The organism is Amycolatopsis sp. TRM77291, assembly GCF_054166285.1.
In genome coordinates this window covers 4,823,127-4,847,972 of record NZ_JBSZHF010000001.1, presented here as the reverse complement: position 1 = coordinate 4,847,972, position 24,846 = coordinate 4,823,127, and the positions used below count along the sequence as shown (strand labels likewise).

At 70.0% G+C, this 24,846-nt stretch carries 18 protein-coding genes; 12 read left to right on the top strand and 6 right to left on the bottom strand.

Annotated features, from left to right (window positions below; all coding sequences use genetic code 11):
- Positions 1-105: 105 nt before the first annotated feature.
- Together ACXIZN_RS22425 and ACXIZN_RS22420 are read left to right on the top strand one after the other, a co-directional pair.
- Positions 106-849 (top strand): maleylpyruvate isomerase family mycothiol-dependent enzyme, encoded by a 744-nt coding sequence (locus ACXIZN_RS22425; RefSeq protein WP_457956680.1) that lies wholly within the window; start codon positions 106-108, stop codon positions 847-849.
- 128 nt (positions 850-977) lie between these two features.
- A complete protein-coding gene (locus ACXIZN_RS22420) occupies positions 978-4,322 on the top strand; it encodes a phosphodiester glycosidase family protein (protein WP_457960574.1) in 3,345 nt (1,114 codons plus the stop codon).
- A 53-nt stretch (positions 4,323-4,375) separates the two neighbouring features.
- On the opposite strand, the gene ACXIZN_RS22415 is transcribed toward ACXIZN_RS22420, so the two are convergent.
- Positions 4,376-5,392: a M14 family zinc carboxypeptidase gene (locus ACXIZN_RS22415; RefSeq protein WP_457956678.1), complete on the bottom strand. Its 1,017-nt coding sequence runs from the start codon at positions 5,390-5,392 to the stop codon at positions 4,376-4,378.
- A 118-nt stretch (positions 5,393-5,510) separates the two neighbouring features.
- Here ACXIZN_RS22415 and ACXIZN_RS22410 point away from each other — a divergent pair, with 118 nt between their 5' ends.
- The 3 genes from ACXIZN_RS22410 to ACXIZN_RS22400 are packed head-to-tail and all read left to right on the top strand — an operon-like array spanning position 5,511 to position 8,069.
- Complete coding sequence (locus tag ACXIZN_RS22410) at positions 5,511-6,425, top strand: ABC transporter ATP-binding protein (RefSeq protein ID WP_378439098.1); 915 nt, start codon at positions 5,511-5,513, stop codon at positions 6,423-6,425.
- Positions 6,425-7,240 carry an ABC transporter permease gene (locus ACXIZN_RS22405; protein ID WP_457956676.1) on the top strand — a complete coding sequence of 272 codons (816 nt, stop codon included), beginning with the start codon at positions 6,425-6,427 and terminating at the stop codon, positions 7,238-7,240. Before ACXIZN_RS22410 ends, ACXIZN_RS22405 begins: the two co-directional genes overlap by 1 nt.
- 1 nt (position 7,241) lies before the next feature.
- Entirely contained in the window at positions 7,242-8,069 is an 828-nt protein-coding gene (locus ACXIZN_RS22400; RefSeq protein ID WP_457956675.1) for an ABC transporter permease, read from the top strand.
- A 4-nt stretch (positions 8,070-8,073) separates the two neighbouring features.
- On the opposite strand, the gene ACXIZN_RS22395 is transcribed toward ACXIZN_RS22400, so the two are convergent.
- Positions 8,074-9,504, bottom strand: coding sequence for a S8 family peptidase (locus ACXIZN_RS22395; RefSeq protein WP_457956674.1), 1,431 nt, complete (start codon positions 9,502-9,504; stop codon positions 8,074-8,076).
- A 530-nt stretch (positions 9,505-10,034) separates the two neighbouring features.
- Here ACXIZN_RS22395 and ACXIZN_RS22390 point away from each other — a divergent pair.
- The 5 genes from ACXIZN_RS22390 to proB all read left to right on the top strand — a co-directional run bounded on the left by ACXIZN_RS22390 (position 10,035) and on the right by proB (position 16,565).
- Positions 10,035-13,109, top strand: a complete 3,075-nt coding sequence (locus ACXIZN_RS22390) for a translation initiation factor IF-2 N-terminal domain-containing protein (protein WP_457956672.1) — start codon at positions 10,035-10,037, stop codon at positions 13,107-13,109.
- Positions 13,110-13,275: 166 nt separating this feature from the next.
- A complete protein-coding gene (rplU, locus tag ACXIZN_RS22385; RefSeq protein WP_005158538.1) occupies positions 13,276-13,590 on the top strand; it encodes a 50S ribosomal protein L21 in 315 nt (104 codons plus the stop codon).
- Positions 13,591-13,628: 38 nt separating this feature from the next.
- Positions 13,629-13,886 carry a 50S ribosomal protein L27 gene (rpmA, locus tag ACXIZN_RS22380; protein WP_007034782.1) on the top strand — a complete coding sequence of 86 codons (258 nt, stop codon included), beginning with the start codon at positions 13,629-13,631 and terminating at the stop codon, positions 13,884-13,886.
- A 109-nt stretch (positions 13,887-13,995) separates the two neighbouring features.
- A complete protein-coding gene (gene obgE, locus ACXIZN_RS22375) occupies positions 13,996-15,459 on the top strand; it encodes a GTPase ObgE (protein ID WP_192745841.1) in 1,464 nt (487 codons plus the stop codon).
- Positions 15,456-16,565 (top strand): glutamate 5-kinase, encoded by a 1,110-nt coding sequence (proB, locus tag ACXIZN_RS22370; protein WP_457956671.1) that lies wholly within the window; start codon positions 15,456-15,458, stop codon positions 16,563-16,565. Before obgE ends, proB begins: the two co-directional genes overlap by 4 nt.
- A gap of 201 nt (positions 16,566-16,766) precedes the next feature.
- On the opposite strand, the gene ACXIZN_RS22365 is transcribed toward proB, so the two are convergent.
- Positions 16,767-17,402 (bottom strand): TetR/AcrR family transcriptional regulator, encoded by a 636-nt coding sequence (locus ACXIZN_RS22365; RefSeq protein WP_457956669.1) that lies wholly within the window; start codon positions 17,400-17,402, stop codon positions 16,767-16,769.
- 92 nt (positions 17,403-17,494) lie between these two features.
- Between ACXIZN_RS22365 and ACXIZN_RS22360 the strand changes: the two genes are divergently transcribed.
- Complete coding sequence (locus ACXIZN_RS22360) at positions 17,495-18,769, top strand: FAD-dependent oxidoreductase (RefSeq protein WP_457956667.1); 1,275 nt, start codon at positions 17,495-17,497, stop codon at positions 18,767-18,769.
- Here the strand turns inward: ACXIZN_RS22360 and argS are convergent.
- The 3 genes from argS to ACXIZN_RS22345 all read right to left on the bottom strand — a co-directional run bounded on the left by argS (position 18,764) and on the right by ACXIZN_RS22345 (position 24,044).
- Complete coding sequence (argS, locus tag ACXIZN_RS22355; protein ID WP_457956666.1) at positions 18,764-20,488, bottom strand: arginine--tRNA ligase; 1,725 nt, start codon at positions 20,486-20,488, stop codon at positions 18,764-18,766. The two genes, ACXIZN_RS22360 and argS, sit on opposite strands and share 6 nt — an antisense overlap.
- Before the next feature lie 72 nt (positions 20,489-20,560).
- Positions 20,561-21,847, bottom strand: a complete 1,287-nt coding sequence (locus ACXIZN_RS22350; protein ID WP_457956664.1) for an MFS transporter — start codon at positions 21,845-21,847, stop codon at positions 20,561-20,563.
- Positions 21,848-21,938: 91 nt separating this feature from the next.
- Positions 21,939-24,044, bottom strand: coding sequence for a RecQ family ATP-dependent DNA helicase (locus ACXIZN_RS22345; RefSeq protein WP_457956663.1), 2,106 nt, complete (start codon positions 24,042-24,044; stop codon positions 21,939-21,941).
- Between the two features lie 161 nt (positions 24,045-24,205).
- Between ACXIZN_RS22345 and nadD the strand changes: the two genes are divergently transcribed.
- Positions 24,206-24,805 carry a nicotinate-nucleotide adenylyltransferase gene (gene nadD, locus ACXIZN_RS22340; RefSeq protein WP_192745834.1) on the top strand — a complete coding sequence of 200 codons (600 nt, stop codon included), beginning with the start codon at positions 24,206-24,208 and terminating at the stop codon, positions 24,803-24,805.
- The last annotated feature ends 41 nt before the right edge of the window (positions 24,806-24,846 follow it).

Genomic DNA, 24,846 nt, shown 5'->3' with positions numbered 1-24,846 from the left:
CGCCGGAGTCGGCCGAGCGCGAGCTCAAGCTCTGGTTCCCCGAGGTCTGACAGAATCGTGGACGGCGCGGGAGCGCCGCGCCGTCCACGAACCTGGGGAGCCACGATGACACCGGACGAGTACCTGGAGCGCTTGCGGGAACTCACCGCCGGTTTCGCGCGGGTCGCGAGCACCGGGGACCACGCCGCGCCCGTGCCGTGCTGCGGCGATTGGCGCCTGCGTGACCTGGTCGTCCACCTCGGCAACGTCCACCGCTGGGCGGCCGGGATCGTGCGCACCGGCGAGCCCGCCCCGCAGGACCTCGACGCCGAACCGGGCGTGGATCTCGCCCCCTGGTACCGCGAAAGCGCGGACGAACTCATCGAGGCGCTGCGCGCGGCAGCTCCCCAGGACGGCGCCTGGAACTTCACCGCCGCCGCCAAGACCAAGTCCTTCTGGTTCCGCCGCCAGGTCCACGAGACCGCGGTGCACCTGCTCGACGCGCACCGCGCTGCAGGGACCGAATACACCCTGGACCCGTCCCTCGCCGCCGACGGCGTGGACGAGGTCCTCCTCGGCATGCTGCCGAAGGTGAAGCGCTGGCACACCCCGCCGGCGGTCACCGTTCCGTTGCTGCTGAAGACATCCGACACCGGACACGCCTGGTTGATCACACCGCCGGGTGAGACCGACGTCCCCGGCTCGCGGCAGGCGGACCCCGCCGAAGCGGCCGGCGCCGTCGTCGAAGGGCCCGCGGAGGAGCTGGATCTGCTGCTGTGGCAACGGATCGAGCTCGCCGCTTCGGGTATCAAGATCACCGGTGACGTCGAGGCGGCCGAGACCTTTCTCGCCGGGCCCGTGACGCCCTGACCTTCGGCGCCCTACGCCGTTCGGTTCACGTTCACCCCGGGGTCTTCTCCTGGCGGCTCGCGTCCGCTGTGCTGAGCTGAGCTGCCTATCACTCGATCGTGGGGTAATTCGTGAGAAATTCACGCCTGTTGCTGCTCGCTGCCCTGCTGCCCGGATTGTTCGTCGCCCCACCGGCGCACGCCGATCCCTTGGCCGCTCCGCTTGGTCCGGCGCCCATCGAAGCCGCCCCGGCGGCGTCCTCGGCGAAGGAGGGGCCGTCCGCGTACGCCGTGGCCGCGCCCGACGACGGCCTCGTCACCACGAGCGCGACTTCGCGCGTGGCACCGGGTCTGAGCCTCACCGAGTTCGACCGGTACGACCCGGCGGGCTGGATCCGCGGCGACACCCTCGCCGTCGACCTCACCAGCAAGACCCTCGAACCGACGTACCTCAGCCCCGGCACGGTTTCCGCGCGGACACCGCTTTCGCAGCAGGTGTCCAGGGCCGGCGCGGTCGCCGGGGTCAACGGGGACTTCTTCGACATCAACGCCAGCGGAGCGCCGATCGGCGTCGGCATCGACGCCGGGAACCTCCAGACGGCGCCCGCGCGCGGCCACAACCTGACCGCGTCGATCACCGAGGAAGGCAAGGCCCGGCTCGCGGAGGTGTTCCTCGACGCGTCGGTCACCCTGCCCGACGGCCGGGTCGTGCCCGCGTCGAACTTCAACAGTCCCGTGCTGAGCGGCGACGCGATCGGCGTCTACACGCCGTTGTGGGGCGCGTCCTCGCGGCGGACGTCGGTCGCGGGTGCCCAGCGCGTCGTCGAGATCGAGGTCTCCGGCGGCGTCGTCACGCAGGTCCGGCCGCAGCCCGCGGACGGCCCGATCGCGGCCGGTGCGACGGTCCTGCTCGCCCGTGACGGTGGCGTGGACACGTTGTCCGGCTTGAAGACCGGCGACCGGGTGGGGGTCACGTACGCGCCGAAGAGTGACGCGGGCAAGCTGTCCGTCTCGATCGGCGGCAACAAGGTCCTGCTGCGTGACGGCGCGGTGCAGCCGGTCGACAACGTCGCGATGCACCCGCGGACCGCGGTCGGGTTCTCGGCCGACGGCACGAAGATGTGGCTGGCGACGGTCGACGGCCGCCAGGCCGACAGCCGCGGCATGACGGAACTCGAACTCGCCCGGCACATGAAGTCGCTCGGCGCGGACGACGCCCTCAACCTCGACGGCGGCGGCTCGTCGACCATGCTCGCCCGCGAAGAGGGCGAGAAGGCGCCGCTGGTCCGCAACTCGCCGTCGGACGGCGGGGAACGCTTGGTGCCCAACGGGATCGGTGTCGCGACGACGCCGGGAAGCGGACGCCTGACCGGATTCGCGCCCCGTCCAGTGCAGGACACCGCCGACGCGACGCGCGTGCTTTCCGGGCTGACGCGGAAGCTCGCCGCCGGGGGCCACGACGAGACCGGCGCCGCCGTCGACTCCCACGTCCAGTGGCTCAGCACGAATCCGTTGCGCGGCACCGTGACCGGCGGCGTGTTCACCGCGCACGCCGACCGGCTCCGGCCGGACGCGCCCGCGAATGTCGACGTTCTGGCGAAGCGCGGCGGTGTCATGGGCAAGGCCACGTTGAACGTCCTCGGTTCGCCGGTCCGTCTGGGCACGAGCACCGAACAGGTCGCGCTGTCCGGCGAAGGCGCGAAGAGCACGTTCAAGGTGTTCGGCTACGACGCCGACGGTTACGGCACGTGGATCGAGCCCGACGACGTCAAACTCGATTACGACCCCGCGGTGGTGAAGATCGAACCGTCCGGTGACGGGTTCGCGGTCACGGCGCTCAAGGCGTCGGGCGCTTCGGCGATCACCGCCACCGCCGGCGGGAAGGTGACGCATCTGGCCGCTTCCGTCGGCACGGAATCCCGCGTGGCGTCCCCGCTGGACGGCCCGGCGGGCTGGTCCGCCAGCGTCTTCCCGGCCGTCGTCGGTGCCGCGCTTTCCGAGGCACCCGGCCGGGACGGTGGACGCGGTCTCGCACTGGACTACCGGCTGAACGGGACCAACGCCACGCGTGCGGCCTACGTGAACTCGGCGGTACCGATCGCGCTGCCGCCCGGCACCCAGCGTGTCGGCCTGTGGGTCAACGGCGACGCGAAGGGCGCTTGGCTGCGGGCGGAACTCCGTGACGCCGCCAACGTCCCGTCCGTCGTGGATCTTTCGCTGAGCGTCGACTGGACGGGCTGGCGCTACGTGCGCGCGGCCATCCCCGCCGGGCTCCCCGACGGACAGCGGCTGACGAAGTTCTACGCCGTCGAGAACGTCCCGGCCCAGCAGTACGAAGGACGGCTGGTCTTCGACGACCTCACCTTCGAGGTCGCGCCCGCGGCCGCCGTCCCCGCCGACCCGGCTCCGCGCGACCCGGCGTTGATCACCGACGGCGCCGCGACCGGCGGCCTGCGGATCGCCGTGGTCAGCGACGCGCAGTTCACCGCGGACCAGCCGGACGGGCCGCTGGTCGCCCAGGCCCGTCGCGCGCTGCGCGAGGCGGTGGCGGCGAAACCGGATCTCGTGCTGATCAACGGTGACTTCGTCGACCGCGGTACGGCGGCCGATTTCGTCCTGGCTCGCTCGATCATCGATGAGGAACTCGTCGGCAAGGCGCCGTGGTACTACGTGCCGGGCAACCACGAGGCCGACGGCGGGCACGGGCTCGCGGAGTTCCAGGCGGCGTTCGGGGAGACCCATCGCGTCGCCGACGTCGCCGGGATCCGGTTAGTGCTGATGGATTCCTCGCGCGGTTCGCTGCGCGCGGGCGGGTTCGGCCAGATCCGGATGCTGCGCGAGGCGCTCGACGGCGCGAAGGCGGACAGGCGGATCCGCGGCGTGGTCGTCGCGATGCACCATCCGGTGAAGGACCCCAGCCCGACCGGGAATTCGCAGCTGGCTGACCGCAAGGAGGCCGCCATGCTGACCGGCTGGCTGACCGCCTTCGAACGCGAGTCGGGCAAGCAGGCGGCCGCGATCGCTTCGCACGCGGGCGTTTTCAACCTCTCGCGGGTCGACGGCGTGCCGTATCTGGTGAACGGGAACTCCGGGAAGTCGCCCGCGGCGGCCCCTGGTGACGGCGGGTTCGTCGGCTGGACGATGGTCCGGTTCGAACCGGGGGACAAGGCGCAGCCGGTGCGGTTCGAGACGCGGCCGAACGTCGACGCGCTGACGGTGTCCGGTCCCTCGTCGCTGGCGCGCGGGGAGAAGGCGGACGTCCGGGCCGTGGTGACGCAGGGAGCGCGTCAGGTGCCGGTGTCGTATCCGGTCAGTGCGGACTGGAAGGGCGGCTGGGGTGCGCATGTCGCCGGCGGGTTCCTGCCCGCGATGCCGTGGGACGTCGCGTCTTTCGACCCGGCGACCGGGGTGCTGACCGCGCTGCGGCCGGGGACGGCGAACCTATCGGTCACCGTCAACGGGGTGACGCGGAGCCTTTCGGTCACCGTCCGCTGAACGACCTCGTGAGTGGTAAGGACGGTTCTAACCGTCCTTACCACTCACGAGCGTCAGGCGGCTTCGTGCTCCTCTTCGACCGACCCGGGCAGCGCCGGACCCCGCGGCGGGATCGCCTCGGCGTCGGCCGGATCCACCTTCCGCACCGAACCGTCGGCCGCGGACCGCGCGATCGCGAGCATCGACGCCAGCGCGTCCTGGATCTGCTGCTGTTCCCGCTCCGGGATGAGGCTCAGCTCGATCAGCACGCTGCCGTTGCCGAGCAGCCCGTACCCGTTGCGCGCGATGCCCTGGTAGTCACCGCCGGGGTACTGCGAGACATAGCCGCCGTTGGCGTCGATCGACCGCTGCACCACGACCGCGATCTGCTTCGCGAAGTCCACATCGGACGGTTTCACGCCCGGATGCGTCGGCCACATCGTGGAAGCGGTGATCTCCTTGCCGTCCGCGTCCCGGTAACGGTCCTGCATGTGGTAGTCGACCATGATGTCCGGCTTGAACGACGCGTTCCGCCGCTGGATCAGGCCCGCCTCGGTGGCCGGGTTGTCCTTCGGCGCCACGGCCGGGTCGTGGTAGCGGTTGATGTCGTACCCCTTGCCCTTCTCGCCGTATTCGGGAGTGGCGTCCGGGTCGTAGTTGTAGCGCCAGTCGCGCTCGTGCCCGTCGGGGTTGGCGCGCACGACGATGTCGACGGTCACCTTCGCGAGCAGCTTCTGTGCCCACGGGCTGTGCCCGACGCCGACCTTGCGCAGGAATTCGAGCGCGGCGGGGGTGCCGAGCGGCTCGTCGCCGTGCTGCTGGGTGACGTACTGGATCCGCGTCTTGCCGTGGCCGACCCTGGCCGCCCACACCGGACGGCCCTCGTTGCTGCGGCCGATCCTGTCCACCCGGATCTTGCCGTGGCTGAGCGCCGCCAGCTTGTGCAGCTCGAAGGCCAGCTTGGCGGTGGAGGGGCGCGGGTCCACGGTCCGGCCGTCCACAGTGGTCTCGGCCGCCTGCGCGGCGGGCGCCACCAGGAGCCCGGCGCTGACAAGAACGGACAACAGGGCGATTCTGGGCTTGAGACTCATGGTCGGTGAGTATCGACGAGCGGGCAACGGCCGACAAGGGTCCGGATAAACCGGTCGAGTTTTGTCGGTGGCAGGTCCTAGGGTGCCTACCGTGGGTGACTCAGAGCACGAACCGGCGATGGTGCAGGCGAAGGCGTTGGTCAAGCGGTTCGGCGATTTCGAGGCCGTACGCGGGATCGACGTCGAGGTCCGCCCGGGGGAGGCGTTCGGCTTCCTCGGGCCCAACGGCGCGGGCAAGTCCTCCACCATGCGCATGATCGCGAGCGTCTCCCCGCGCACCGACGGCGACCTGCGGGTCCTCGGGATGGATCCGGACGTCGAGGGGCCGAAGATCCGCGCCCGGCTCGGGGTGGTGCCGCAGCAGGACAACCTGGACACCGAGCTCACCGTCCGGCAGAACCTGCAGATCTACGGCCGCTACTTCGGGCTTTCCCGGTCGCACGTGCGGAGCAAGGCCGAAGAGCTGATGGAGTTCGCCCAGCTCACCGACCGGGCGAACGCGGAGGTCGATTCGCTCTCCGGCGGGATGAAGCGGCGGCTTACCATCGCGCGGTCCCTGGTCAACGACCCGGAGCTGCTCCTGCTCGACGAGCCGACGACGGGGCTCGACCCGCAGGCCCGCCACCTGTTGTGGGACAGGCTGTTCCGGCTCAAGGCGGGCGGGACCACGCTCATCATCACCACGCACTACATGGACGAGGCGGAGCAGCTCTGCGACAGGCTGGTCGTGATGGACAACGGCCGGATCGCCGCGGAAGGCTCGCCCGCGGACCTCATCAGCCGGTACTCCACCCGCGAGGTCGTGGAGCTGCGCTTCCCGAACGGCGAGCAGGAGTCGGCCGCGAAGCGGATCGAGGGCCTCGCCGAACGCGTCGAGGTCCTACCGGACCGCGTCCTGCTCTACACGATGACCGGCGAGGCCACCCTCGAACAGGCGCACGCGCGCGGCCTGCGACCCCTGTCGAGCCTGGTCCGCCGCAGTTCGCTGGAGGACGTCTTCCTCCGCCTCACCGGCCGGACGCTGGTGGACTGATGACCACTGCGCAGACGAAGGCGTCGACGGGCCGCGTGGTCTCGCGCTGGGCGGGAGCCTGGCTGCGGGTCGAGGGCCATTGGATGTGGTACCGCCGGTACTGGGTGTCCACTTTGTACTCGACGGGCCTGCAACCGGTGCTCTTCCTTGCCGCGATGGGGCTCGGGTTCGGTTCGCAGGTCCAGGCCGGTGCGGCCACGGGCGGGTTCTCGTACCTGGAGTACGTCGCCCCCGCGCTGCTCGTGGCGGGTGCCGCGCAGCTGGCGGTGGGGGAGTCGAGTTACCCGGTGCTGTCCGGGTTCAAGTGGCAGCAGGATTACATCGCGGTCACCGCCACGCCGATCACGCCGGGTCAGGTGCTCGGCAGCCAGGTCATGTGGGTGAGCCTGCGGCTGACCCTGGCGGGCGTGATCTACGCCGTCATCGCGGCGCTCTTCGGATCCTGGACGAGCTTCGGCGTGCTCGCCGTCATCCTGATCGGGACGCTGACGGGCATCGCGTGCGGCACTCCGGTGATGGCGCTGGCCGCGACCACCTACGACGAGGGCACGCGGTTCGGCCTGGTGTTCCGGTTCGTCCTGATCCCGATGACGTTGTTCTCCGGCACGTTCTTCCCGATCACCGAGCTGCCCGCCCCGCTGATGTGGATCGCCTGGATCTCCCCGCTGTGGCACGGCAACGAGGCGGCGAGGGCGGTCAGTCTCGGCACCGTCGGCCCGCTCGCCACGCTGGGCCACCTCGCCTTCCTGGTCGTGCTGGCCGGGGTGGGCTGGGCGCTGGCGCACAAGTACTTCTACCGACGGCTGGTGGTCTGAAATGGCGGTCCTCACCGAAGCGCCCCGGCGTGGGGTGCTGCTGCGCATCCTGCCGTCCGCGCTGTACAGCGGCCGGTCGACGGCGGTGCTGGAGCGCACCTTCCTGACGTACTCGCACGCCTGGATGCTGTTCGTGTCCGGCGTCTTCGAGCCGCTGTTCTACCTGATGGCCTTCCAGCTCGGCTTCGGCAAACTGGTCGGCGAGGTCGTCGGTCCCGGCGGCCAGGCGATGAGCTACGTCGCCTTCGTCGCGCCCGGCCTGCTCGCGGCGTCGGCGATGAACGGCGCGATCCTCGACTCGACGTACAACCTGTTCTTCAAGCTGAAGTACGCCAAGCTGTACGACGCCATGCTCGCCACCCCGATCGGGCCGCTGGACATCGCGCTCGGCGAGGTCGGCTGGTCGGTGCTGCGCGGCGGGATCTACTCGGCGACCTTCCTCGGCGTGATGACCGTGATGGGGCTGCCCGGCTCGTGGTGGGCCCTGCTGATGATCCCGGCGGCGCTGCTGATCGCGATGGCGTTCTCGGCCATCGGCATCGTGCTGGTGACCTTCCTGCGGTCGGTGTCGCAGTTCGACTACATCAACCTCGTGCTGATGCCGCTGTTCCTGTTCTCCACGACGTTCTACCCGCTTTCGGTGTACCCGTCCGGGATCCAGTGGATCGTGCAGGTCTTCCCGCTGTACCACGGCATCGAGCTGATGCGCGGGCTCTCGGCGGGCGTCCTGTCGTGGGGCATGGTCGGCAACGTGGCGTACCTGGTGGCGCTGGCGGCGGTCGGGATCTACGCGTCCTCGAAGCGGTTCGGCAAGCTGCTTCTGCGCTGACCGGTCAGCGGGCCGGGTTCGCGCCTGTGCGCCGCGGCGCCACCGCGGCCAGCGCGTCGACCAGCCCATGCCCGTAGAAGCCGTTGAATCCCGCGTACCCGGTGCAGTACGCGTCCTGCGAGCCGTCACCGGTCAGGTCGTAGTCGGCGGGGCACGCGATCGGGGTGGCCTGGGCGTCCAGCGTCCGCCTCAGCTGGCGGGCGCTGTAGCCGGGGTGCTTCGAAGCGAGCAACGCCGCGACACCGGCGACGTGCGGCGCCGCCATCGACGTCCCGCACAGCGGCGCGTATCCGCCGGGAACGGTCGAGAGCACGCATCGCCCGGCCTCGCCGCCGGGAGCGGTCACGTCGATCACGCCCAGTCCGTACGAGCTGTAGCCGGCCTTGATCCGCTCTTCGCTCACGGACGACACCGCGACGACGTCACGCAGGCCCGCGGGCAGCGCCTGGCAGCCCTCGGAGCCGGACCGGGCGCCCGAACGCGGCGACGGCACCAGCTCGGCGGCCTCGTTGGTCGCCGCCGCGACGGTGAGGGTGCCCGCCGAGGTCGCGTACTCGACGGCGCGGGCCATGACCTCGTTCACCACGCCCCGTTCGTCGTTGTGGGCGCACGAGAGCGACCACGGATCGACGAAGTAACTGCTGTTCGTCACCGTCATGCCCTGTGAGGCGGCCCACATCAGCCCGCAGACGGCGGCTTCGGGGTCGGCGTACCCGCGATCGTCGATCACCTTCACCGAGGCGATCCGGACCCCGGGCGCCACCCCGGTGACGCCTTTGCCGTCGTCGGCCGCGGCGATGATCCCCGCGACGTGGGTGCCGTGCACCGAGGTCGTCGCGGCCCAGTTCCGGTCGGGCACGCCGGTCAGGCAGCCCGCGGACTTCGCGGGGTCGAGGGCGCTCGCCAGTTCGGGATGGGCGGGATCGACACCGGAGTCGAGGACGCCGACGACGACGTCCCGGCTGCCCGGTTCGATCGCGTGGGCCTTGTCGGCGCCGATCGCCCGCATGTCCCACTGCTCGCCGGTGCGGTCGGCGGAGGGGACCTTCGCCGGATCCGTCGGCTGGAGTTCGGCGCGAGCGGGCGCGGACCTGGCCGGTGATGTGCCGTTGGCCCGCTGCACCGCCAGCCGCTCCGCCTGCGCGCTGAACGCGGCGGCGGGCCGGACCAGTTCGGCGAAGGCGGGGTCGGCCGAGGTCGCCACGGCGACCGCGATCTGCGGATAGTAGGTCGTCGTGCTGCCGCAGCCGCGGGTGACGGCCTCCCTGGCTTCGGCCTCGGAAGTGCCCTTGTCGAAGGCGACGACGTAACGCAGCGCCCGTCCCTGTGGATGACACGAGGTCTCCGCCTCGGCCGTCGTCACGGCGGCGACCGAGCCGCAGAGCACCACCAAGGCGCACACGGCCGCTCGCAGGGACCGCCCCAGCAGGGACACCTGACCTCCCACCGGAGAACATCGGACGACGAGGGCACCGCCGCCTGGGCTCGGCATCGGTACCCCCGAGCGGCACGCTAGCCACCCTCGGCCGGGTCGACAAGCTCTTCCGCGAAGTTCGCTCGGCCGGTGGGCGCGGCGCGCCCGGGAGCCAGGTCTGTGGCACCGAGTACACCGGAGTGGGGCCGGGGTGTGGGATACTCGCGGTGGCCGCTGGCCGACGGGCCCACGTGAGAGGTGGCGCTCGCGGTCTCGTGGCCCGGTGGTGTGCTGCACATCCTCCACACGCGTCGCCGCTGCATGCGGCTCGACGACGTGGCGGGCGGCCCGATGTCGCGAACGTGGCCAGCGCTCCGCCGAGCAGACCTTCAGCCGTACGCGGCGCCCGGACAACCCCGGCGCCGTCGCGGTGCCGGGCAAGGATTCCCGCTGCTGGTGACCACCACGGCGGAACGAACAGAAAGGGGCCCCTGCGCGGCCGCGTCGAGCCGGTGTGAGCCAGCCGACGCGCCCGGGGGCGGAGGAGATATATGTCGAACGCGGACACACCCGCCGTCACCGGCGGGAATACCGCCACACCCATCGCAAGCCAGCTGGGCGAACTGCCTCCCCGGATCCGGGTGCACGCGCTGGCGAAGCTGCTGGGATCCAACAGCCGTGAACTGATGGCCAAGCTCGGTGAGCTCGGCGAGACCGTCCGGAGCGCGCAGTCCAGCGTCACCAGTGAGGTGGCGCACAAGCTCGCCGAAGCCCTCGCCGGCGGTGAGCCCGAGACCGCCGAGGCCGCTCCTGCCGCCGAGGCTCCCGTCGCCGAGACCCCGGCGGCTCCCGAGCCGAAGCCCGAAGCCGAGCCGGAGCCCGCTCCGCAGGCAGAGGCCCCTTCGCGGCGTGTCCCGCCCGCGCTCGCCGCCCCGGTGACGCCGGAGCCGCCGCAGGCGACGACCAGGCCCGCGAAGGCCTCCGTGCACGTCCCGGTGTTCGCCGCGCCGTCGCCGGTGTTCCTCCCGCCGGAGCCCGTCGTGGCGAAGCCCGCCCGCAAGCCGGAGCCGGCCTTCACCCCGACCGAGGAAACCGCCTCCGACGAGGACGAGACGCAGACCGAGCAGGCCGAAGGCCACGGCACCGACGAGGACGGTGATGACGCCAACGGCCGTCGCCGCCGTCGTCGCGGACGTCGTGGCCGCGGCCGGGGCAAGGGCGGCGACGAGAGCTCGGCCGAGTCCGAGAACGAGGACGAGCAGCCTGCCGAAACCCCGCGCGGGCGTCAGCAGCGCGCGAAGGACAAGGACGCCGAGACCGACGAGGCCGCAGCCGAGTCCGCCGAAGAGGCGTCCGCCGAAGCCGACTCGGACAATGGTGATGATTCGGACGGTGGCAGCAAGCGCCGTCGCCGCCGCCGTCGTCGCAAGGGCGGGGACGACGACAACGCCGAGGCCACCAGCGACGACCCGCCCAACACGGTCGTCCACGTGCGCCAGGCCAAGGCCGCCGAGACCGAGCGCCCCGCGCGGGACGAGGTCCGCAGCGTGCGCGGCTCGACCCGGCTCGAGGCCAAGCGCCAGCGCCGCCGGGACGGCCGCGAGGCGGGCCGCCGTCGTGCGCCGATCCTGTCCGAGGCCGAGTTCCTCGCCCGCCGCGAGTCGGTCGAGCGCACCATGGTCGTCGCCGAGAAGGGCGACTCCACGCAGATCGGCGTGCTCGAGGACGGCGTCCTGTGCGAGCACTTCGTGACCTCGTCGGGCACCGGTTCGATCGTCGGCAACGTGTACCTCGGCCGCGTGCAGAACGTGCTGCCGTCGATGGAGGCCGCCTTCATCGACATCGGCCGCGGCCGCAACGCCGTGCTCTACGCAGGTGAGGTCGACTGGGACGCCGCCGGTCTCGAGGGCAAGGCCCGCAAGATCGAGCAGGCGCTCTCCACCGGCGACTCCGTGCTCGTCCAGGTCACCAAGGACCCGGTCGGGCACAAGGGCGCCCGGCTGACCACGCAGATCTCGCTGCCGGGCCGCTTCCTGGTCTACGTGCCCGCGGGCGGCGCCACCGGCATCTCCCGGAAGCTCCCGGAGAACGAGCGCCGCCGCCTGAAGGACATCCTCAAGCGCATCGTCCCCGAGGACGCCGGTGTGATCATCCGCACCGCGTCCGAGGGCATCAGCGAGGAAGAGCTGGACCGCGACGTCCGCCGCCTCAAGGCGCAGTGGGACGTCATCAAGGAGAAGGCCGAAGCAGGCAACGGCGGCAAGAAGAACAGCGCCCCGGTCATGCTCTACGAAGAGCCGGACCTGCTGGTCAAGGTCGTGCGCGACCTGTTCACCGAGGACTTCGCCAAGCTGGAGATCCAGGGCGACAAGGCCTGGGACACCATCTACAACTACGTCCAGCACGTGGCGCCGGACCTGGCGGATCGCGTCAAGCGGTACACGGGCACCGGTTCGGCCTTCGCCGACCACCGGATCGACGAGCAGATCACCAAGGCGCTGGACCGCAAGGTCTGGCTGCCCTCGGGCGGTTACCTCGTCATCGACCGCACCGAAGCGATGACGGTCATCGACGTCAACACCGGCAAGTTCACCGGATCGGGTGGCAACCTCGAAGAGACGGTGACCAGGAACAACCTGGAGTCGGCGGAGGAGATCGTCCGCCAGCTCCGGCTCCGGGACATCGGCGGCATCATCGTCATCGACTTCATCGACATGGTGCTCGAATCCAACCGCGAGCTCGTGCTGCGCCGGCTGACCGAATGCCTCGGCCGTGACCGCACGCGTCACCAGGTCGCCGAGGTCACCTCGCTCGGCCTGGTGCAGATGACCCGCAAGAAGATCGGCACCGGGCTGCTCGAGGCGTTCTCGACGCCGTGCGAGCACTGCAAGGGCCGCGGTGTGGTCGTCTCGACCGAGCCGCAGCGCACCGGTGGCGGCGGGAACGGGCACAGCCACGGCGGTGCCGGCGGTGGCGGTGGCGGCAAGGAGCAGGGCTCCCGCCGGTCCCGCGGCCGTGGCAAGGGTGAGGACCAGGGGCAGAACGAGCCCGCCGCGGCCAAGACCGAGGCGCCCCCGGCGCCCGCTCAGCGCGAGTCGGTGGTTTCGGCGGTCCAGGCTGTGGCCAACGCCACCAAGGCGGCCAAGGGCGAGCACTCGCACGAGACCACCGAGAACGTCGAGGGCGCCGCGCTCAACGGCCACGCCCCTCAGGCGGTCGAGCAGCCCGCTGAGCCGGTCTCGGAGCCTGTTGCCGATGCGACCGTCGAACAGGCGGCCGAGGCGGCCGCTGAGCCGGTTCCGGAGGTGGTCGCCGAGGCGCCCGCGACCGAACTCGCCGGTGAGCCGGTGACGACTTCGGACGACGAGGCCCCGGCCGTGCGCGAGGAAGAGATCGCCGTGGTCGCGGAATCGGGCCCCGAGCCCGAAGCACCCGAGGTTCCGGTGACTTCTGAGACTGTTGTGACGGAAGAGGTTTCCCCGCCCGAGGCCCCGGCGGCCCAGGAGGAGACCGAGCCCGAGGTGGACGTCCCGGCCCCGGCCGTGCGCTCCACCACCCGCCGTCGTCCGCGACGGGCGGCCTCGCGGCCGGCCGGTCCGCCGGTCAAGGCGTCGGAAAAGAGCTAGTGAACACCTAGGGGCACCCCGGTGTGATCGCATCGGGGAGCCCCACGTAACCTGTAGAACGGCCCGCCACCTAGAGCGGGCACCTTGCGCAGCATCCGGACCACCGAAACTTGGGTGGGCCGATCACGCAAGCCCCCACCCGTTGTCGAGTAAGCAGGAGACTTCCGTGTCGGCGTACGCGATCGTCAAGACTGGCGGCAAGCAGTACAAGGTGGCCGTCGGCGACGTCGTCGAGGTCGAGAAGCTCGAAGGCGAGCCGGGTACCGAGCACACCTTCCCCGCAGTCCTTTTTGTGGACGGTGGCGACGTCACCACGGACGCCGACGCGCTGGCGAAGGTCTCGGTCACCGGCAAGGTCGTCGAGCAGACCAAGGGTCCGAAGATCCGGATCCACAAGTTCAAGAACAAGACCGGCTACCACAAGCGCCAGGGTCACCGGCAGAAGCTGACCCGCGTCGAGGTCACCGGCATCTCCAAGTAGGACTTTCTCCGGATCTTCGTCAGAAAGAGGATTGAGCCATGGCTCACAAGAAGGGTGCGTCCAGCTCCCGCAACGGTCGCGATTCGAACGCGCAGCGACTGGGTGTCAAGCGCTACGGCGGCCAGGAAGTCAACGCGGGCGAGATCCTGATCCGCCAGCGTGGCACCAAGTTCCACCCCGGTGTGAACGTCGGCCGTGGCGGCGACGACACGCTGTTCGCGCTGGCCGCCGGTGCGGTCCAGTTCGGCGAGAAGCGTGGCCGCAAGACGGTCAACATCGTGCCGACCGAAGCCTGAGTTCCGGCTTCGAGTTAGAACCTCTGACGAGGGGTGGGGCCGGAATATCCGGGCCCACCCCTCGTTTGTTTTGTGTATCCCCTTTTTCGCGAGTGAATAGAGGCAAGTCATGGCGTCCCGGTTCGTGGACCGAGCGGTGATCCATCTGGCCGCCGGTGACGGTGGGAACGGCTGCGCCTCGGTGCACCGCGAGAAGTTCAAGCCCCTCGGCGGCCCGGACGGCGGTAACGGCGGCAACGGCGGCGACGTGCTGCTGGTCGTCGACCCGAACGTCCACACGCTGCTCGACTTCCACTTCCGCCCGCACGCCCGCGCCGGCAACGGCAAGCTGGGCCAGGGCGGCAACCGCGCCGGCGCGGCGGGGGAGACGCTGGAGATGCGCGTCCCGTCCGGCACCGTCGTGATGACCGAGGACGGCGAGATCCTGGCCGACCTGGTCGGGCCGGGCACCACCTTCGTCGCCGCCCAGGGCGGCCGTGGCGGCCTCGGAAACGCGGCTCTGGCCTCCAAGGCCCGCCGGGCACCCGGCTTCGCGCTGCTGGGCGAGCCGGGGGAGACCCGCGACCTCGTTCTGGAGCTGCGCTCGGTCGCCGATGTCGGGCTGCTGGGCTTCCCGTCCGCGGGCAAATCGTCGCTGATCTCGGTGCTGTCGGCCGCCAAGCCGAAGATCGCCGACTACCCGTTCACCACGCTGGTGCCGAACCTGGGCGTGATCACCGCCGGCTCGACCGTGTTCACCATGGCCGACGTCCCGGGGCTGATCCCCGGCGCGAGCGAAGGCAAGGGCCTCGGCCTCGACTTCCTGCGCCACATCGAGCGCTGCGCGGTGCTGGTGCACGTCGTCGACTGCGCCACCTTCGAGCCAGGGCGCGACCCGCTGTCCGACATCGACGCCCTCGAAGAAGAACTCGCCCGCTACACCCCGAGCCTCGGCGGCGACCTCGCCGACCGGCCGCGCGTGGTGGTGCTGAACAAGATCGACATCCCGGACGCCGCCGAACTCGCCGAGTTCGTGCGCCCGGAGCTGGAAGCCCGCGGGCTCAGCGTGTTCGAGATCTCGACGGCGTCGCGGCAGGGACTCAAGGAACTGACCTACGCGCTCGCCGCCGTCGTCGAGAAGTACCGCGCCGACCAGCCCGCCCCCGAGCCGGCCAAGGTCGTGCTCCGGCCGATGGCCGTCGACGACGCGGGCTTCACCGTCGAGCACGATCCGGAGGAGGAAGGCGCGTTCATCATCCGCGGCTCCCGCCCGGAACGGTGGATCCGCCAGACCAACTTCGGCAACGACGAAGCCGTGGGTTACCTCGCGGACCGGCTCAACCGGCTGGGTGTCGAGGAAGTACTCGCACGCAAGGGCGCCGTACCCGGCAGCCCCGTCACCATCGGCGACGTGCAGTTCGAGTGGGAGCCGTCGACCCCGGCCGGGGTCGCGGTGCACCTGTCGGGCCGGGGCACGGACGTGCGGCTGGAGAACACCAGCCGGATCGGTGCCGCCGAGCGCAAGGAAGCCCGCCGGATCCGTCGTGACGGTCCGGACGGCATCGAAGACGAAGACGAGATGGACGACGAGTGAGCTCAACCCGGGTGGCGATCGCCGACGCGAAGCGGGTGGTCGTCAAGGTCGGTTCCTCCGCGCTGACCACCGCCGGCGACGGTCTCGACGTGACCAGGCTGGACGCGCTGGTGGACGCGATCGCCGACCGGGTCTCCCGCGGCACGCAGATCGTGCTGGTGTCCTCGGGCGCGATCGGCGCGGGACTCGCGCCGCTCTCGCTCGGCAAACGGCCGCGTGACCTCGCCACCCAGCAGGCCGCGGCCAGTGTCGGCCAGCTCGCGCTGGCGCACGCCTACGCCGAGTCGTTCGGCCGGTTCTCCCTGACGGTGGGCCAGGTTCTGCTGACGTCGGACGACGTCGTGCGCCGCGCGCACTACCGCAACGCGCAGAACACGTTCACCCGGCTGCTGGCCCTCGGTGCGGTGCCGGTGGTCAACGAGAACGACACCGTGGCCACGGAAGAGATCCGCTTCGGCGACAACGACCGGCTGGCCGCGCTGGTGGCCCACCTCATCGGCGCCGACGCGCTCATCCTGCTGTCCGATGTGGACGGTCTGTACGACGGGGATCCCCGCGACGGCGCGACTCGCAAGATCTCCGAGGTCGCCGGGGAGTCCGATGTGGACGGGATCACCGTCGGCATGTCGAGCTCCGGGCTCGGCACCGGCGGCATGGTCTCGAAGCTCGCCGCCGCCCGCACCGCTGCCGGCGCCGGGATCCCGGTCCTGCTCGCCGCCGCTTCCGAGGCCGCGCGCGCCCTGACCACCGCCGAGGTCGGCACGGCCTTCGCCGCCGCCGACTCCCGGCTGTCGGCCCGCCGGTTCTGGCTGGGCTACGCCGCGGGCGCGTCCGGGAAACTGCACCTCGACGACGGCGCGGTCGCGGCCGTCGTCCGCCGCCGCCGCTCGTTGCTGGCCGCCGGGATCACCGGCGTCGACGGTGACTTCCAGGCGGGCGACGTCGTCGACCTCGTCGATCTCCGGCAGCGGACCGTGGCGCGCGGGGTCGTAGCCTTCGACGCGGGTGAACTGCCCGACCTCATCGGCCGCTCCAGTCACGACCTCCCCGCGGAACAGCGGCGCGAGGTCGTCCACGCGGACGACCTCGTCCCGCTGCGCCGCTAGCGCACCAGGCCCGGGGCCAGGACGTTCCGCGGACCTGGGCCTCGCCTCCGCGATCGCCGTCCCGGTTCGATAGGCCGCCGCATCAGGTCCTCGGACCCGTACCAGTCGCCGCACATGCCGAACGTCGGCCGCCGTTCTTCCTCTCGCCCTCCCTAGACCGGCGGTGGCCCGAAAGGTTCAAGCGGTAGCGGGGGACCTTTGCTACCGCTTTCCTGGATCGGCGAGGTGGCCGACGAGACGCGCCAACTGTTCGCCATAGGCCTCGGCGAACTCGGCGGAGGCGGGGTCCTGACCGGAGACGGCGCGTACGACGCGAGGCAGCGCCAGCGCGGCACTGGAAGCGGCCATGAAGATCACCAGCAGGAATGCGGGATCGAGGTCGGCAGGGAAGTCGCCCGCGGCCTGCCGGGCCCGCACGTACTCCACCTGCCGCTGGAGGAATCCGCGCTGGCCCTCGACGCCGACCGCGTCGGGTGCGCCGTCGGTCAGGTTCTCCCAGAGGAACAGCTTGGCGAGGTCGTGGTCCCGGACTCCCGACTGGACGAAGAACCGGACGACCTCCGCGAACGGCTTTTCGTGGTCGGCGACCGCGGCGTAGTCGTCGTGCATCGTCGCCGTCAGCGCGTTGTACAGCCCTTCCTTGCCGCCGAAGTAGTACGAGATCAGCTGCTTGTTCACGCCCGCCTTCGTGGCGATCTCGCTGACGCGTGCCGCGGCGTACCCCTTCGCGCCGAATTCGGCCTTCGCCGCTTCCAGGAGCTGCGCCTTCGTGCGCTCGGGATCGCGCTGGCGTTCGACGGGGGCGCGGCGAGGGCTGCGCGGGACGGCTTCGGACATGCGGTTCAGCTTAGCCGCTGACTCTTTCAAACATGTAGTTGACTGTATCATCCGTATGGTTGATAGTTGTCGGCGAAGCGAAGGAGAGACCCATGACCACGAGAATCGCGATCATCGGCGGCGGCACGGGCGGGCTCTGTCTGGCGCAAGGTCTGCGCAAGGCGGGAATCGACGTGTCCGTTCACGAGCGCAGCCGCACCCGGACCGAACGCCTGCAGGGCTATCGCGTGCACATCAATCCGCACGGCTCGGCCGCGCTGCACGAATGCCTGCCGCCCGAGCTCTGGCGACGTTTCCTGGAGACCACGGGCAGCATGCGCGGGCCGTTCACGTTCGTCACCGAGCGGCTGCAGGCCCTGATGGTGATCGACAGCGAGCTCACGTCGAGCCCGGATCCCGCGTCCGATCACCACTCGGTCAGCCGGATCAGCCTCCATCAGGTGCTGTCCGACGGGCTCGACGGAGTTCTGCGCCACGGCAAGGAGTTCGTCGGCTACCGCCGTGAAGGCGAGGTGGTCGTCTGCGAGTTCGCCGACGGCAGCACTATCGAGGCCGACTTGGTCATCGGCGCCGACGGGGCCAGTTCCCGGGTGCGCAAACAGTTCCTTCCCGAAGCCGAGCGGGTGGACACCGGGATCGTCGCGATCGCGGGCAAATATCCCCTGACCCAGGAGACCCGCAAGCGTTTGCCCGCCCGGCTCACCGACGGTCCGAGCATGGTGATGCCGCGCACCGGCGCGGGGCTGTTCAGTGCGCCGCACGAGCTGAGCGGGGTCTCGTCGGTCAACGACGAGACCGCCGAATACGACCCCGTCCTGTTCGACAACACCTCGAGCTACATCATGTGGGCGTTCGCGGCGGACGGCCGGCGCTACCCGGACAACCTGTCCTCATTGGACGGTGTCGCGCTGCGAGCCCTGGTGCTGGACCTGATCGACGGCTGGGCCCCCGCGTTCAAGGAACTGGTCGCCGGCTCACCCGAGGGGTCGGTGTCCCGGCTGCCGATCTTCACGTCGAAGCCCGTCGCTCCCTGGCCGACGAGCAATATCACCCTGCTCGGTGACGCGATCCACAGCATGACCCCGTTTCGCGGTATCGGCGCGAACACCGCGCTCAGGGACGCGCAACTGTTGTGCCGCAACCTCGTCGAAGCACGGAAGACCGGCTCGGTGCGCTCCGCGGTCGCCGACTACGAGCAGCGGATGCGGGACTACGGTTTCGCGGCGGTGCGCGACTCGGAACGCAGCGCCCGCCAGTTCGTGTCGGAGAACCGGGCGGGCCGCACGATGGCACGGGGGATGTTCCGCTTTTTCCAGGCGGTCCCTCCGTTGAAGCGCAAGGTCTTCAGCGACCACGGCGACTCATAGCCGGGCAGGGGTGGAGATGCCGAGCAGGGACAAACCCAGCGTCAGCGTCTTCGAGGTGAGTTCGGCCAGCAGCAGCCGTGAGTCGCGGACGCCGGCACCTTCCGCGTTCAGCAGCGGGCACTGTTCGTAGAACCGCGTGAACACGACCGCGGTTTCGTACAGGTAGGTGCACAACTTGTGGGGGAGATACCCGGTGGTCGCCGCACCGACCGCCTCGGGGAAGCGGGTCAGCGCGAGCGCCAGCGCCCGTTCCGCGGGATGGCCGAGCAGGATCCGCGCTCCGGTGAGGTCCTGACCCGCCTTCGCCAGCACGGAACGGATCCGCGTGTTGGCGTATTGCAGGTAGACCGACGTGTTCCCGTTCACGGCGAGCATCCGGTCCCAGGAAAAGACGTAGTCACGCTCGCGATCCCCGGACAGGTCGGCGTACTTGAGCGCGCCGATCCCGATCGCCTCGGCGACCTCTTCCTTCACGTCGGGGGAGAGGTCGCCCCGGTCGTCGATCACTTCGGCGGCGTGGGAGACCGCCTCGGTGAGCAGGTCGGAAAGACGGACCGACTCGCCTGCCCGGGTCTTCATGGCACGGCCGTCTTCACCGAGCACCGAGCCGAACGCGACGTGCTCGGCCTGATGCTCCTCGCGGAGCCAACCGGCGGCCCGGCAAACGGCGAACACCATCGCGAAGTGCTGCGCTTGCGGCGCACCGACGACGTAGAGCAGGTCGGTCACCCCACGTTGTTCCGTCCAGTACCGCAGGGTCGCGAGATCGGTGGCCGCGTAGCCGTACCCACCGTCCCGCTTCCGAACGATGAGCGGCAGCGGATCGCCTTCCCGGTTGCGGAAGCCGTCGGGAAAGACGCAGACCGCGCCGTCGCTGACCTCGGTCAGCCCAGCGGCGGTCAGGTCGTCTACGACCGCGGCGAGAAAGGGGTTGTAGAAGCTCTCGCCGTAGATGTCCCGGCCCGTCAGGTCGATGCCGAGGAGTTCGTAAACCTGAGTGAAATGCCGTGTCGATTCGTCGACCAGGCGCCGCCACAGCGACAAGGTCTCATCGTCACCGCTTTGCAGGAGCACCACCCGGTTCCGCGACCGGGTCGCGAAGTCGTCGTCGCTTTCGAACTTCGACCGGGCGGCCCGGTAGAAGCCGTTGAGATCTCCGATCGTGTACGGACCCGAGGGACGCTCGTCGAGCAGATGCTCGATCAGCATGCCGAACGGGGTACCCCAGTCGCCGAGATGGTTGTGCGGGATGACCTCATGTCCGGCGAACCGCGCCAATCGCGTGATCGCGTCACCGATGACGGTCGACCGGAGGTGTCCGGCGTGCATTTCCTTCGCCACGTTCGGACTGCTGTAGTCGATGGCGATCCGCCGCGGCCGTGGTGTCACCGCGACACCCAGCCGCGGGTCACCGTTGAGCGCGGTCGTCTGCTCGGCCAGCCAGGACGAGCGCAACGTGAAGTTCAGGAAGCCCGGCCCCGCGACCTCCGGTGGTTCGGCGAGGTCGGCGACGTCGAGCCGCGCCGCGATCGCGGCGGCGATCTCCCTGGGCGGCTTGCCGAGCAGTTTGCCCAGGCTCATCGCGAGATCGCACTGGTAGTCGACCCCGTCCTGCGCGGAGACCCGCACCAGCGCGGACGGAGGCTCGATATCGGTGACGTGGCGAAGGGCTTCCACCACGCGTCGCGCCAGTTCCTCGCTCACATCGCCGAACAACACGGTGTCCCTCCTTCGCGCTCGTCGTAGGAGCGCGAGGGTAGCCACCTCGCCACGTCATCGGCGACGGAGTTTTCAGCGCAGGTCGCTGCCCTTCGTCTCCGGCAGGGTGCGGATGACGAAGAACGCGATCACCGCGCCGGCGGCCACGTACCAGAAGAAGAGTGTGGACAACCCCGCGTCGGACAGCGCGGTGAGCACCAGGGGAGCGGTCCCGCCGAACAACGCGACGGTCAGGTTGTACCAGGCGCCGATGCCCAGACCGCGCAGTTCGGTGGGGAACAGCTCGCTCATGATCGCGGGCGCGATCGACGTCATCGCCGTGTACAGGCAGAGCCCGACGCAGAACACGATCATCAGCCCGGGCAGTCCCGGCCTGACCAAAGTGGACAGTGGAACGATGAGGATCGCGGTCGCCGCCGCCCAGACGAGCAGCTGTGGCTTGCGCCCGAAGCGGTCCGACAAGGCGCCCATCGGGTATTGGAGCGCGACGAACAACGCCGTCGCGATCGACAACGCGAGGAACACGTCGACGTCGTCGGCCTTGCGGGTCTTGACCGCGAAGGAGGTCAGGGCGCTGAAGAACGTGTAGTAGCAAAGGGTCGAAAGCATCGAGAAGCCCACGAGCTGCACGACGGCCCGCGGGTGCTCGCGAAGGGTGGTGCGCAGCGGGCGCTCGACGCGGCGTGCGGTCGACTTCTTCTCCTCGAAGATCTCGGTCTCGGAGAGGCTGCGCCGCAGCCACAGGCCGACGATGCCGAGAACACCGCCGAGCAGGAACGGGATCCGCCAGCCGTACGCGGTCAGATCCGCCTTGGACATCGTCCGCGCGAGCACGAACCCGAGGATCGAGGCGAGCAGGACGGCGGAACCGGTCGAGATGTAGAAGAAGGCGGAGTACCGGCCACGACGGGCGGGTGGGGCGATCTCGCCGAGGTAGGCCGAAGCGTTGGAGACCTCACCACCGAGCGACAGTCCTTGCGCCACCCTGGCCAGCAGCAACAGGATCGGGGCGAGCCAGCCGACCTGGTCGAACGTCGGCAGGAGGCCGATGGCCACCGATCCGCCCGCCATCAGCACGATGGTCAGGATCATCGCCGGCTTCCGGCCCCTGACGTCGGCGAACCGGCCGAGCAGCATCCCGCCGAGCGGGCGGAAGAAGAACGCCAGCGCATAGGTGGCGAAGGTGTTGATCAACGCCAGGGCTTCGTTGCCCTTCGGGAAGAACTCACTGGCGAAGTAGATGCTGAACGTCGCGTAGATGGTCCAGTCGAACCATTCCAGAGCGTTGCCGACACTGGCGGCGAACAACTTCTTCATCGGGAGCCGATGTCCCAGCCGCTCCGTCGTTGAGTCCGCCATCGGCACCTCCGTACTCGCGCGTGGACGGAACCTTGCCAGAAAGTCCTCGCGCGGGAAAGAACCTGTCGAATGTCGGGATCGGGCTCTTTGGTTACGAGGTGCTGGCGAGAGCGAACGGCAGCACCGCACGGGCTCCGGCCTGGCGGAGCAGCCGCGCGGACAGCGTCATCGTCCACCCGGTGTCGATGAGGTCGTCGACCAGCAGGATCGGGCCGTCGGCCGCGGCCACTCGCGCCGCCAGGTCTTCGGGGAGGCTGAGGCGTTTCCACAGATCGGCCAGCCGTTGCGCGCTGTTCGCCTGACGCGGGGGCGGCCCCGCCGAGGCGACGGCGCCCAGGTACTCCAGGCGTCCGATCGAGGCGAGCTTCGTCGCCAGGCTGTGGATCAGCTGAGGTCGGGTGGCGGACGGCACTTCCACCACCGCCACGGGGCGTTCCGTCCACTGCCAGCCCTTGAGTACCTCGATACAGGCCTGGAAGACCGGTTCGGGGAGTTCGGTGTCCGCCGCGGCCGGGCCGACGAGTTCGCGCAGCCGCGTGCCCCAGCCGACGTCGGTCACCCGGCCGACGACCTGGCCGGTCTCGGCCTGCTCGCCCGCCGGCAGCCGCCCGGAGAGCGGGACCTCCAGCCCGGCCATCCCGGTCGGCCACATCTTCCGCGGCGCGACCTCGACCCCCGGACGGCGCAGCCGTTGCCGGGTGGCGTCGACGGCGTCGTCGGAAATCGTGGTGTCCCAATGCCTTCCGGTGCAGTTGTCACATCGCCCGCAGGGAGTGGCTTCGGGATCGTCGAGCTGCTTGCGCAGGAACTCCATCCGGCAGCCGGTGGTCTCCAGGTAAGCCAGCATGGCGTTCTGTTCGTTGGCCCGTGCCGCGCTCACTCGTGCGTAGCGCTCCTTGTCGTAGCGCCACTCTTCGCCGGTGCCCTCCCAGCCGCCCTTCACCCGGCGAACGGCGCCGTCGACGTCCAGCACCTTCAGGACCATCTCCAGCCGGGACCGGGAAAGCTCGACGAACGGTTCGAGCGCCGGTGTCGACAGTGGACGGTCCGCGTACGCCAGGGCGTTCAACACCTGCGTCACCCGAAGCTCATCCGGGAAGGCCAGTGAGCCGAAGTACGCCCAGATGTCCTTGTCCTCGTGGCCCGGCAACAGGATCACTTCGGCGCGGTCGACGCCACGCCCGGCACGGCCGACCTGCTGGTAGTAGGCGATCGGGGAGGACGGTGCACCGAGATGGACAACGAAGCCCAGGTCCGGCTTGTCGAAGCCCATGCCCAGTGCCGAAGTGGCCACCAGCGCCTTGACGTTGTTGTTCAGCAGGTCGTCTTCGGCCGCTTGCCGGTCCGCCGGGTCGGTCTTCCCGGTGTAGGCGGCGACCGGGTAGCCGCGCTCGGTCAGCAACCCCGCGACGTCGTGCGCTGCGGCGACGGTGAGTGTGTAGATGATGCCGGAACCCGGCAGCCCCGCCAGGTGCTCGGCCAGCCAGGCGAGCCGGGCCTGCGACGTCGGCAGCTTGGCCACCGACAGATGGAGACTTTCGCGGTCCAGGCTGCCGCGCAGGACGAGGGTGTCGCCCCCGTTGCCGATGCCGAGCTGCTCGGCGACGTCGGTGGCCACGCGGTCGTTCGCGGTCGCGGTGGTGGCGAGCACCGGGACACCGTCGGGCAGATCCTTCAACAGGGTCCGCAGCCGCCGGTAGTCCGGGCGGAAGTCGTGGCCCCAGTCCGAGATGCAGTGCGCCTCGTCGACCACGAGCAGGCCGGCGGTCGCGGTCAGCTTCGGCAGGACGGTGTCGCGGAAATCCGGGTTGTTGAGCCGCTCCGGGCTGACCAGGAGGACGTCGACCTCGCCCGCCGCGATCGCCGCCTGGACCTGATCCCACTCCTGCGGGTTCGCGGAGTTCATCGTCGCCGCGTGGATACCGGCCCTCGCCGCCGCGGAGATCTGGTTGCGCATCAGCGCGAGCAGCGGCGAGATGATCACCGTCGGGCCGTTGCCCCGCTCCCGCAGCAACGCGGTGGCCAGGAAGTACACCGCGGACTTCCCCCAGCCGGTGCGCTGCACGACGAGCGCGCGACGGCGGTGGGCGACCAGCGCCTCGATGGCCGTCCACTGGTCGTCACGCAGGCGGGCGCCCTCGCCCGCCAACGACTGGAGGAGGGTCTCGGCGCGATCCCGGAGAGTCGATGTGTCCACGTCCCCACCTCTACCCCATGCCACCGACGAAGTCGCGATCGGCATGTCGTGAACGGACCGTTCATCCATGGAACGGACTGTAATGTGATCCAGATCACCGCCGGTCGGTGGGTTCGGCGACCCGAGCGTGGAGCCTCGTGCGCTGTATAGGCTCACGACCCATGTCACCACGCAGGATCGGGGTCATGGGCGGCACGTTCGACCCCATTCACCACGGGCACCTCGTCGCGGCCAGTGAGGTCCAGGCGCGATTCGCGCTCGACGAGGTCATCTTCGTGCCCACCGGTCAGCCGTGGCAGAAGTCCGACAGGGTGGTCACCCGTGCCGAGGACCGCTATCTGATGACGGTGATCGCGACGGCGTCCAACCCCGTGTTCTCGGTCAGCCGCGTCGACATCGACCGCGTCGGGCAGACCTACACCGTCGACACCCTGCGGGACCTGCGTGCCGAGTACCCGGACGACCAGCTGTTCTTCATCACCGGCGCGGACGCGCTCGAACAGATCCTCACCTGGCGCAACGCGGACGAGCTGTTCGACCTCGCCCATTTCATCGGCGTCACCAGGCCCGGCTATCGCCTCAATTCGCAGCATCTGCCGAGCGGGAAGGTGAGCCTGGTCGAGGTGACCGCGATGGCGATTTCGTCCACCGCGTGCCGCGAACGCGTCGAAGGCGGGGAGCCCGTCTGGTACCTCGTCCCCGACGGTGTGGTGCGCTACATCGCCAAAAAGGACCTCTATCGGAAAGACCGGGGTTCCTGACCGGGTACCCTCGTCGGGCGAACCCGCGAGTGAAGCCATCT

Excerpts from the sequence above, each read along its gene's own strand:
- ACXIZN_RS22425 (WP_457956680.1), top strand. The coding sequence starts at position 106 with ATGACACCGGACGAGTACCTGGAGCGCTTGCGGGAACTCACCGCCGGT.
- ACXIZN_RS22415 (WP_457956678.1), bottom strand. The coding sequence starts at position 5,392 with ATGAGTCTCAAGCCCAGAATCGCCCTGTTGTCCGTTCTTGTCAGCGCC.
- ACXIZN_RS22410 (WP_378439098.1), top strand. The coding sequence starts at position 5,511 with ATGGTGCAGGCGAAGGCGTTGGTCAAGCGGTTCGGCGATTTCGAGGCC.
- ACXIZN_RS22405 (WP_457956676.1), top strand. The coding sequence starts at position 6,425 with ATGACCACTGCGCAGACGAAGGCGTCGACGGGCCGCGTGGTCTCGCGC.
- ACXIZN_RS22400 (WP_457956675.1), top strand. The coding sequence starts at position 7,242 with ATGGCGGTCCTCACCGAAGCGCCCCGGCGTGGGGTGCTGCTGCGCATC.
- ACXIZN_RS22390 (WP_457956672.1), top strand. The coding sequence starts at position 10,035 with ATGTCGAACGCGGACACACCCGCCGTCACCGGCGGGAATACCGCCACA.
- rpmA (WP_007034782.1), top strand. The coding sequence starts at position 13,629 with ATGGCTCACAAGAAGGGTGCGTCCAGCTCCCGCAACGGTCGCGATTCG.
- obgE (WP_192745841.1), top strand. The coding sequence starts at position 13,996 with ATGGCGTCCCGGTTCGTGGACCGAGCGGTGATCCATCTGGCCGCCGGT.
- ACXIZN_RS22365 (WP_457956669.1), bottom strand. The coding sequence starts at position 17,402 with ATGTCCGAAGCCGTCCCGCGCAGCCCTCGCCGCGCCCCCGTCGAACGC.
- ACXIZN_RS22360 (WP_457956667.1), top strand. The coding sequence starts at position 17,495 with ATGACCACGAGAATCGCGATCATCGGCGGCGGCACGGGCGGGCTCTGT.
- ACXIZN_RS22350 (WP_457956664.1), bottom strand. The coding sequence starts at position 21,847 with ATGGCGGACTCAACGACGGAGCGGCTGGGACATCGGCTCCCGATGAAG.
- nadD (WP_192745834.1), top strand. The coding sequence starts at position 24,206 with ATGTCACCACGCAGGATCGGGGTCATGGGCGGCACGTTCGACCCCATT.